We start from the raw sequence: 9,916 nt of genomic DNA, 5'->3' as shown, positions 1-9,916 counted from the left end.
GTCACAGCGACGACGGGATTTGGCAGATCGAATCATTCGCCGCGTCGTCACAGGTTATGCGACAGCGGCCGCGACGTTTCCAGCAAGGTGAAAAGCCGTCGCGAATGACGTCATCTGGGGCGATTCCCGCCGGACCGCCCCTTAAACATTTAAATCTGCAATCCGACGGCGTTTTGCGCTTCTTTCAACGTGGGGGCGGCGAGTGCCGATGCTCGCGCCGCGCCGTCGCGCAAATGCGCCTGCACCGCTTCGGAGTCTTTCAGCAGTTCGGCAATCCGGTCTCGGATCGGGGCGAGAATGGATATCGCAAGATCGGCCAGCGCGGGCTTGAACGTGCCGAAACCTTGCCCGGCATATTCCTCGACCACCGATTGCGATGTGCGGTCGGCGAGCGCGGCGTAGATGGTGACCAGGTTGCGCGCTTCCGGCCGGTCCGCCAGCGCCGCCATCGTGTCGGGAAGCGGTTCGGGGTCGGTCCGCGCCTTGCGGAATTTCTGCGCGATCAGATCGTCGGTATCGGTCAGGTTCACGCGAGTCATGTCGGACGGGTCCGATTTCGACATTTTCGCGCCGCCGTCGCGCAGCGACATGATGCGCGGGGCCGCTTCGGACACCAGCGGATCGGGCAAGGGGAACAGTTCGACCCCGAAATCGGTGTTGAACTTCGTCGCGATGTCGCGCGCGAGTTCGAGATGCTGTTTCTGATCCTCACCCACCGGCACGTGCGTTGCCTTGTACACCAGCACATCGGCGGCTTGCAGCACCGGATAGGTGAACAGGCCGACGCTCGCGCCCTCGCGGTTCTTGCCCGCCTTGTCCTTCCACTGAGTCATGCGGTTGAGCCAGCCCATCCGCGCCGTCCCCTGCAAAATCCAGCATAGTTCGGCATGGGCGCGAACGCGCGCCTGATTGAACAGGATCGCCCTGGCGGGATCGATTCCCGCCGCGATCAGCGTCGCCGCCATCTCTATCGTGTGCGCGGCAAGGTCCTTCGGATCGTTGGCGACGGTCAGCGCGTGCAGATCGGCGAGGAAGAACAGGCAGTCGCCCCCCTTCGCCGCGACCTGATCCTGCATCGCGACCCATTGTTTGATCGCGCCCAGATAATTGCCGAGGTGAAGATTGCCGGTGGTCTGAATGCCGGAAACGACGCGCATTGTTTTTCCTAATCGGTTGCTTGTTTGCGGCGCAGCATCGCGGTCAGGTCACTGATGCGAAAAGCGCCGGTGAGGATACAGGCGATGGCATAGACGCCCACGCCGCCGCCGACCAGTACCGCCAGCGCCACCGCGCGGGTGAGCAGATGCCCCGTGACATAGGGCTGGATAAACGGCACGGCGATGTACAGCGCGCCGCCCATGATGAGTGCTGCGAGCAACAGCCGCGGAATGCGCCGGTGCAGTCGGGCATCGGCGGAAAGGTGCCCGCGCCGATGCAGCGCCCGATACAGCAACGCGACGTTTACGGTCGATGCGATCGCGGTGGCGAGCGGCGGGCCGACATGCGCGATCAGCGGGATCAGAATCAGGTTGCCGACAATGTTTACCCCCACCGAGATTGTCGCATAGCGCACGGGGGTCCGAGTATCGGCGCGCGCGTAAAAGCCGGGGGTAAGCACCTTCACCAGCACATAGGAGGGCAGGCCGAGCGAGAAGGCGGCGAGCGCCCAGCTGGATCGTTCGGCGTCGAGCGCGCTGAATTGTCCATGCTGGAACAGACCGGCGATGATAGGCTGCGCCGCGACGATGAAGGCGATGGTGGCGGGCAGGGTGAGAAACAGCGCCAGTTCGATCCCGCGATTTTGGGTCTCGGCGGCTTCCGCATCCTTACCTGCGCCGACCATCCGCGAAATCGTGGGTAGCAGGATGGTGCCCAGCCCGATCCCGATCAGGCCCAGCGGGAGCTGGTTCAGCCGGTCGGCATAATAGATGTACGAGATCGACCCGGCATCAAGCAGCCCGCCCGCGAGCGCGGTCGAGATGAGGAGGTTTATCTGCGTTGCCCCGGCGCCGGCGGCGGCGGGCAGGATCAGGCGAAAAAGTTCGCGCATGTCACTGTCCAGCCGGGGTATCCGCAGGCGCAGCTTCACGCCCGACTGGCGGCAGGCAAGGACCAGCCATGCAAGCTGCAATGCGCCGCCCACGGTTACCGAAATGGCCTGCACCCGCGCGGTTTCATATGGCCCGTTGCCGTGAAACAGCCATAGCCCCGCGATCATTGCGATGTTGAGCAGAATCGGAGCGGCCGCATTGACCCAGAACCGGTCGATCGAATTGAGAATGCCGCCCAGCAGCGACACCAGCGAGATCATTGCCAGATAGGGAATGGTGATCCGCGACAGCATCACCGCAAAGGCGAATTGCTGCGGGCTGGGGTCCTGAAACCCGCCTGAAAGCAGCCAGGTGATCGGCCATGCCGCGATCAGCATGGCGATGGTGAACAGCACCAGTATCGGAAACAGGATCGAAAGCGCGCGTTCGGCGAAATCAAGCGCGGGGTCGAGTTCGCCTTCCGCGCCGACCTTGCGATTGAACAGCGGAATGAACGCCGCCGAAAACGCGCCTTCGGCAAAAAAAGCGCGAAACATATTCGGCAGGCGAAAGGCGACCAGAAAAGCGTCGGAGGCGAAACCCGCCCCGACAAACGTCGCCTGCAGCGTGTCGCGCAACAGCGCGAGCACGCGGCTGGCGAGCGTCAGTCCCCCGATCGAGCCCAGCGCGCGGGCCAGTTTCACGCCGGGTATCCCTGCCGCGTTACGTCAGGCGTGGCCGACAGGGGTGTCGCCCTGGGCTTCGGCCTGATGCTGCTGAAGCTGCTGCTGATACATCGCGTTGAAATCGATGGGGTCGAGCAACAGCGGTGCGAAGCTGCCGTCGCGCACCGCGTCGGCCAGAACGCGGCGGGCGAAGGGGAACAGGATGCGCGGGGCTTCGCCAAGCAGGAAGGGCTGAACATGCTCCTGCGGCAGGTTGCGAAGCTGAAACAGCCCGGCATAGGTAAGGTCGACAAGGAACGCGACCTGCCCGTCATGTTCGGCGCGCGATTCGATTTTCAGCACGACCTCATGCACTTCTTCGCCGACCTGATTGACGCCGATATTGAACTGCACGTCGATCTGCGGCGGAGTGTCGCGCTGATAAACCTGCGGCGAATTGGGATTTTCGAAGCTGAGGTCCTTCACATATTGGGAGATCAGATTCGCCATCGGCCCGGTATCTGCCCCATTGGCTGCCGCTTCGCCCGTGGTGACGAATTCGTCCTGGTCGGCCATTAAATTTCCTTTTCGACGGATAGGCGCGGCGTCGGCCGCGTTCATTTGCGATCGCGCGTAGCAGCAGGGCGTTGGCAGTTCAACGCTCGGCATTTGAATCGGCGACTGGTTACGCCTATGTTGCGTGCCAAGAAAGTCGGAGGAACGGTGCTGCTTTATATTGTTCTCCTTGCCATGGTTGCCGGTTTCCTTGCCCTGCGCCTGTACTCGGTGCTGGGAAAGCGAACCGGGCACGAACAACCTTTGCCCAAACCGGCCGAGGAACATCAGCCGCGTCAGCCATTGCCGCGCACGGTCGATGCCCCCGTCGAACGGCGGGACGATGCGCCGCGCCTTATTCAGCCGGGGGCCGAAAATGGCGTTCGCGCGCTGGTGGGTGCGAGTTCGGATTTCGACGTCACGCAGTTCGTCGATGGTGCGAAGTCGGCGTACAAGATGATTCTCGAAGCCTTTTGGAAGGGCGATCGCGATACGCTCGACTGGCTGGTCACCGGCGATGTGAAGCAAGCCTTCGAACGCGCGATCGACGAGCGCGAGTCGGCTGGCCACGTCCTCGACAACCGACTGGTTTCGATCGAACGGGCGGTGATCGCCGATGCCGGGCTTGAGGGCGGCGAAGCGCGCGTGACGGTTCGGTTCGATGCGGATATCGCCGCGGTCACGCGCGATGCCGACGGCAATGTCGTCGCCGGCTCGTTAAGCGATGCGGTGCAGACCAAGGACCTGTGGACCTTCGCCCGCACGCTGCGCAGCGACGATCCCAACTGGAAGCTGATCGAAACCGACGAGGCCTGATTCGCATGCGGATATGGGGGGCATTGCCGCTGGCCGCGGCGCTGGCGGCATGTTCCGCAACCGCCGTCCCCCCTTCCGAAGGACCTGCTCCGACACCTTCCGCCGGGGACACTGCGCAGCCGAAGTCCGCCAAGCCGGAAAGCGCGATGGCGGCCGGCGTTACACGCGGGCCTTCGCTTGCCGGGCCTGACATCGATACCGATATGGCAAAACGGGCCTTGGCGGCGTTCCGCACCTCCTGTCCCGCGCTTGTAAAACGGACAGATGCGAGCGGGCTGACCACCGGTGCCGACTGGCGGGATGTGTGCGAATCGGCGAAAACGACGCATGACGATGGCGCGCGCGAATTTTTCATAGCCAATTTCGCCGCGGTCCGAATCGGTGACGGGCGCGCCTTCGCGACCGGCTATTTCGAGCCTGAAATCGCTGCTTCCCGAAAGCAGGGCGGCGAATATCAGACGCCCATTTATTCCAGGCCCAACGATCTGATCGATGTCGATCTGGGGCAATTTTCCGATTCGCTTGCGGGCAAGCGAGTGCGTGGCCGGATCGATGGCACCGATCTGATCCCCTATTATGACCGCACCGCGATTGAACAGGGAGCGCTTTCGGGGCGCGGGCTTGAACTTGCCTGGGCCGCCGACCCGGTCGAGGTCTTCTTCCTGCAGGTTCAGGGTTCGGGGCGGCTGCGGCTCCGCGATGGTTCGGTGATGCGCATCGGCTATGCCGGGCAGAACGGGCGGGCTTATACCGGGATTGGCAAGCTGATGCTCGACCGCGGCCTGATCGGCAAGGATCAGGCGTCGATGCAGGGGATCGTCGACTGGCTGCACGCACACCCCGCCGAAGGGCGAGAGGTCATGCGCGAGAACAAGAGTTTCGTCTTTTTCCACAGGCTCGACGGGCCGGGGCCGATCGGCGCGCTGGGCCTGTCGGTGGCGGCGCGCGCCAGCGTTGCCGCCGATCCGGCTTTCGTGCCGCTTGGCGCGCCGGTCTTCCTCTCGATGGACCGCTCCGAAGCAAGTGGTTTGTGGGTTGCGCAGGATACCGGCGGGGCGATCAAAGGGAGCAATCGCTTCGACACCTTTTGGGGGGCGGGCGATGATGCACGGCGGATCGCGGGCGGTATGGCCGCGCACGGCACGGCGTTCATCCTGCTCCCCAAAGATGCTGCGAAGCGGGTGATCGCGGATGGCACGCCGTAATCTCAGCCCCGAAGAAGCCGCGATGTGGGCACGCGTGATGGCGACGGTGCGTCCGCTGAAACGCGATGCGCCATCGGCGGTGCCCGGCAAGCCGGAATCGCGCACCCGGCCGGCCCCGGCGCCGCTTCCGCCGGTGCGCAAATCCATCGGCAGGGTCCCGCCGGTGAAGCGAAGCGCCGAGTCGCAGCTCGCAGGAAAGGCGGCGTCCGATACGCTGGATGGCGGGTGGGACCGGCGCATCGGGCGGGGGCGACTCGTCCCGGACAGCACGATCGACCTGCACGGCCATACGCTGGCGTCCGCCCATGCAGCGTTGGAGCGCGGCCTGGCTCGGGGCATTGCGGAAGGCGAACGGGTGCTGCTGCTGGTAACCGGGAAACCGCCGCGGCCCGGAGTCGAGCGCCCCTATGCACGCGGTGCGATTCGCGCGTCGGTTAACGATTGGCTGGCGCTGTCGCCCAATCGCGGCGCTGTCGCCGCCGTACGCGCCGCGCATCCGCGCCATGGCGGGCAGGGCGCGCTTTACATCATCCTGCGCCGGACACGGTTAAACGATTAAGTTCAGGTTTTTTAACCTTTCTCCTTCATACAGCAGCAGCACCCATGGCGGACAGTGGGCAATCAGCGAGAGAGGGACGCCGCAAATCCGATGGAGGGAGTTACGCTCACCAGTCGCGCCATCGTCTTCGCGATCTGCGCCGGTGCGACCGCCTTCATCCTGGCGTTGTTCGCCACCTCCGCCGGCCATTTCACCGCCGACAGCGCGGCGCGCGCCGTCATTCCGGCGATCGTTTGCGGGGCGATGTGCTGGGCATCGGCGGAGCGTTCGATCGCATCCACCGCCGCGGCGCTCGATTCGGCGATCGAGCGAATCGCCCGCGCGGCGGACGGCGATCTGAACAGTCCGATCCCGCGCGAAGTCGAAAAATGCGTTCCGCAACTCGCCGGCGCGATGGACAGCCTGTTCGACCAGCTTCACAACAATCTGGAAAATGTGCAGCGGCTGGCGATGTTCGATCCGGTTACCGGGTTGGCCAACCGGGTCAATTTCCGGCGTAATTGCGAACGGGCGTTGGGCGAGATGGGACGCGAACGCAACGGCGCGCTGTTCTTCATCGATCTCGACCGATTCAAAAACGTGAACGACACGCTGGGCCATGCGATGGGCGACGGCCTGCTGGGTATGGTTGCCAACCGGCTTCGCGCCGTGGCGGATCGCTTCGCCAGCGCCGAAGGGCTGCGCCCGCTGCTCGGCAGGCTGGCCGGGGACGAATTCACCATGTTCTATCCCGATATCCTGGACGTGACAGAGGCGGACCGGATCGGCCGCGCGATCCTGTTCGCGTTGGGCGAACCGTTCGACCTTGCCGGTCAGCAGGTCAAGCTGGGCGCATCGGTGGGGGTCGCGATGCGGCCGCGCCATGGTCTGACGCTGACCGACCTGATGCGTGCGGCCGATGCGGCGATGTATCATGCCAAGGCGAATGGCCGCGGGCGTGTTGAACATTTCAGCGACACGCTGGCCGACGCGATCGCCGACCGCGCGCGGCTGGAAAACGACCTGCGCGATGCAGTCGATAATGACGATTTCGCGCTGGTGTTTCAGCCGCAGATTTGCGCGCGTACCGGTTCGGTCGTCGGGGCGGAGGCGCTGCTTCGCTGGCGTCATCCCGATGGGCTTCGCATGCCCGGCAACTTCATCGGACGTGCAGAGGAAACGGGGTTGATCGTAGAGATCGGCCAATGGGTGACCGGTACTGTGGCGCAGACCATTGCGCGGTGGGCGGATGCCGGCATTGGCCAGCGGCTGGCGGTCAATATCAGCGCGCGTCAGATCGACCATGTCAGTTTCTTCCGCAGCCTGCGTCAGGCATTGCGCGATGCGGATGCGCCTGCTTCGCTGCTGGAATTGGAAATTACCGAAAATCTGGCAATGACGTGCAGCGACGATGTGCTCGCCGCCATCGCTGCGTTGCGCGATGACGGCGCGAGCGTGGCGATCGACGATTTCGGCACTGGATATTCAAACCTGGCGCGGCTTCGCCGTCTGCCCGTCGACCGGATCAAACTGGACCACAGCATGATCCGCAATGTCGCCGATACCGCGGAAGCGCGCACCATTGCTCAGGCGGTCATTGCGCTGATCCATGGCATCGGGTGCACGGTCGTGGCCGAAGGAATCGAGAATGAAGCGGAGGCCGACGTGCTTCGCGTGATCGGTTGCGACATCCTACAGGGCTATGCGATCGGCGAACCGATGGCCGAAGCCGAATTCATCGACTGGATGCGCGAGGGGAACCGACGTCTTATCGCGTGAAAACGCGTTCGATGATGTCGGCGTAGAGCGCCCGCAGCGAGTCGAGATCGTTGAGCGAAACCGCCTCGTCCAGCTTGTGCATTGTGGCATTAAGCAGCCCGAATTCGGCCACCGGGCATAGCTGCGACAAAAATCTCGCGTCCGATGTACCCCCGCTGGTCGACAGTTCGGGGCGCGACCCCGTCGCCATTTCGATCGCATCGCCGATCAGGTCGGACAACGGCCCCGGTTCGGTCAGAAAGGCTTCGCCCGATATCCTGCCCAGCACCGATGCGCCGGGCGCATGGGCAAGCACTGTTCGTTCGATCAATGCGATCAGGTCGCTGCCGCGGTGAAGATCGTTGAACCGGATGCTGATCCGCGCGCGGGCATGGGCGGGAATGACGTTGTGCGCGGGGTTGCCGACCTCAATTTCCGTAATCTCTATATTCGACGGCTGGAACCAGTCATTTCCCTGATCGAGTTCGATGCGTTCGATAGCGCCGAGCGCAGCGACGAGTTTGGGCACCGGATTGTCGGCAAGGTGCGGATAGGCGACATGGCCCTGCCGGCCCGGAACGTCGATCCAGATGTTCACCGATCCGCGACGGCCGATCTTGATCATATCGCCCAGCCGGTTCACCGATGTGGGTTCGCCGACCAGGCACATATCGGGCGCGATGGCGCGTTCGGCCATCCGGTCGATCAGCGCGCGCGTGCCGAAGATGGCGGGGCCTTCCTCATCCCCGGTAATGATCAGGGTGAGCGTGCCCGTCGCCTGATCCGCAGGAATCGCGGCGACGAAAGCGGCGATCGCACCCTTCATGTCCACCGCGCCGCGCCCATGGAGCAATTCGCCGCGTATGTCGGCATCAAAGGGATCGCTGGTCCAGCCCTTGCCTGGCGGGACCACGTCCAGATGCCCGGCAAAGGCGAAATGCGGTCCACCCGATCCGCGCGTGGCGAGCAGGTTTTCGACCGGACCGTCGGGCGCTTCGCCCGAAATGAAACGATCGATGGCGAAGCCGAGCGGTTTCAGCGCCGCTTCCAGCACGTCGAAAACCGCGCCTTTTGCGGGCGTCACGCTTTCGGCGTCGATCAGGGCCTTGGCGAGGTGCAGGGCATCGGGCAGGGTGTCGGTCATCGTCATGGGAGTCACGCATTGCCCAAGCTGAACCTTGATACAATCCCGCAGACCAACGCGACCGGCTATCCGCTCGAATATGCCGATGTCGTCGCGGGCCGGTGGTATCGGCGGCTGGGGCCGGCGGGCGGACTTCGCGACTTCGGGGTGAGTCATGTCACGCTGAAACCCGGCGCATGGTCGTCGCAGCGCCACTGGCATGCGGGTGAAGACGAATTCGTCGTTATCCTGACCGGGGAAGCGGTGCTGGTCGATGACGACGGCGAAACCAGGATGCGCGCCGGTGATTGCGCCGCATTTGCGATGAATGACGGCAACGGCCACGTACTGCAGAACCGGTCGGATGGGGACTGCATATTCATTGCTGTCGGCCGCCCTTCGCAGAGCGATTGCCACTATCCCGATGTCGACATGCACCTGACCGCGAACGGCGATTTCACCCGCAAGGACGGCAGCGGCTTTTGAGGTGAACCGCGATTACAGCGCGGGTTGTTCGAACCGTTCGATCACCCAGTCCTCTTCCTGAGCGGCTGCGATCCAGTCCTGCATCCAGCGATGGTTGAGTACCGCCTGCATATAGGCGGGGGCAAAGCGTGGAACGGGAAGCTGATAAGTGACGATTCGCGTGACGACCGGCGCGAACATGATGTCCACCGCGCCGAATTCGCCGAACAGGAAGTCGCCCCCGCCGCCGAAACGCGCGCGTGCCTGCGCCCATAATTCCATGATGCGGGATAGATCGGCGAGCACGTCCGCGCTTGCGTCCTTTTGCGGGAACACTTCGCGGATGTTCATCGGGCAGGCGCGCCGGAGTGCCAGATAGCTTGAATGCATTTCGGCGGCCATCGACCGCGCCATGGCACGCGGCGCGTCTTCGCCGGGCCAGAAGCGCGTGCCGCCGGTTTTGTCGTTCAGAAAATCGATGATGGCGAGGCTGTCCCATACCACCATATCATCGTCCCACAGGATCGGCACCTTGCCCGATGAGGGGGCGAATTCGCCGCCCTCGCGCCGCCGTTCCCATTCATCGTCGTACAGCGGGACCACGACCTCTTCGAAATCGAGGCCAGATTGCTTGCATGCGAGCCAGCCGCGCAGCGACCATGAACTATAGGCCCTGTTGCCGATGATGAGCTTCATGCGCGCCGGAATAGCGGGCAGGGGCGCAAGCGGCAATGCAAAGCCATTGCCCGCGACCATGTGGA

General features: G+C 63.8%; 10 protein-coding genes. 5 read left to right on the top strand and 5 right to left on the bottom strand.

Annotated features, from left to right (window positions below; genetic code table 11):
* Positions 1-149: 149 nt before the first annotated feature.
* From trpS to secB, 3 genes are read right to left on the bottom strand one after another with little or no spacing between them, the layout of a single operon-like run.
* Positions 150-1,157, bottom strand: coding sequence for a tryptophan--tRNA ligase (gene trpS / locus KY084_RS15625; protein WP_219239403.1), 1,008 nt, complete (start codon positions 1,155-1,157; stop codon positions 150-152).
* Between the two features lie 8 nt (positions 1,158-1,165).
* Positions 1,166-2,734: a murein biosynthesis integral membrane protein MurJ gene (murJ, locus tag KY084_RS15620; protein ID WP_219239402.1), complete on the bottom strand. Its 1,569-nt coding sequence runs from the start codon at positions 2,732-2,734 to the stop codon at positions 1,166-1,168.
* Positions 2,735-2,758: 24 nt separating this feature from the next.
* Positions 2,759-3,271 (bottom strand): protein-export chaperone SecB, encoded by a 513-nt coding sequence (gene secB / locus KY084_RS15615; protein WP_219239401.1) that lies wholly within the window; start codon positions 3,269-3,271, stop codon positions 2,759-2,761.
* Between the two features lie 150 nt (positions 3,272-3,421).
* Here secB and KY084_RS15610 point away from each other — a divergent pair, with 150 nt between their 5' ends.
* The 4 genes from KY084_RS15610 to KY084_RS15595 all read left to right on the top strand — a co-directional run bounded on the left by KY084_RS15610 (position 3,422) and on the right by KY084_RS15595 (position 7,588).
* Complete coding sequence (locus KY084_RS15610; protein WP_219239408.1) at positions 3,422-4,066, top strand: Tim44/TimA family putative adaptor protein; 645 nt, start codon at positions 3,422-3,424, stop codon at positions 4,064-4,066.
* Positions 4,067-4,071: 5 nt separating this feature from the next.
* The gene (mltA, locus tag KY084_RS15605; RefSeq protein WP_219239400.1) at positions 4,072-5,271 is read left to right on the top strand and encodes a murein transglycosylase A; all 1,200 of its coding nucleotides are present in this window, start codon (positions 4,072-4,074) and stop codon (positions 5,269-5,271) included.
* Positions 5,258-5,830 carry a Smr/MutS family protein gene (locus KY084_RS15600; RefSeq protein WP_219239399.1) on the top strand — a complete coding sequence of 191 codons (573 nt, stop codon included), beginning with the start codon at positions 5,258-5,260 and terminating at the stop codon, positions 5,828-5,830. The genes mltA and KY084_RS15600 overlap by 14 nt, the downstream gene beginning before the upstream one ends.
* Positions 5,831-5,920: 90 nt before the next feature.
* Positions 5,921-7,588, top strand: coding sequence for a putative bifunctional diguanylate cyclase/phosphodiesterase (locus tag KY084_RS15595; RefSeq protein WP_219239398.1), 1,668 nt, complete (start codon positions 5,921-5,923; stop codon positions 7,586-7,588).
* Here the strand turns inward: KY084_RS15595 and dapE are convergent.
* Positions 7,578-8,711 (bottom strand): succinyl-diaminopimelate desuccinylase, encoded by a 1,134-nt coding sequence (gene dapE, locus KY084_RS15590; protein WP_219239407.1) that lies wholly within the window; start codon positions 8,709-8,711, stop codon positions 7,578-7,580. The two genes, KY084_RS15595 and dapE, sit on opposite strands and share 11 nt — an antisense overlap.
* 18 nt (positions 8,712-8,729) lie before the next feature.
* Here dapE and KY084_RS15585 point away from each other — a divergent pair, with 18 nt between their 5' ends.
* Complete coding sequence (locus KY084_RS15585; protein WP_219239397.1) at positions 8,730-9,176, top strand: cupin domain-containing protein; 447 nt, start codon at positions 8,730-8,732, stop codon at positions 9,174-9,176.
* Between the two features lie 12 nt (positions 9,177-9,188).
* Here the strand turns inward: KY084_RS15585 and KY084_RS15580 are convergent, their stop codons facing one another.
* Entirely contained in the window at positions 9,189-9,851 is a 663-nt protein-coding gene (locus KY084_RS15580) for a glutathione S-transferase family protein (RefSeq protein ID WP_219239396.1), read from the bottom strand.
* Between the last annotated feature and the right edge of the window lie 65 nt (positions 9,852-9,916).

The organism is Stakelama flava (assembly GCF_019351405.1).
Lineage (GTDB): Bacteria > Pseudomonadota > Alphaproteobacteria > Sphingomonadales > Sphingomonadaceae > Sphingomonas > Sphingomonas flava_A.
This window is presented reverse-complemented; position numbering and strand designations above follow the sequence as displayed.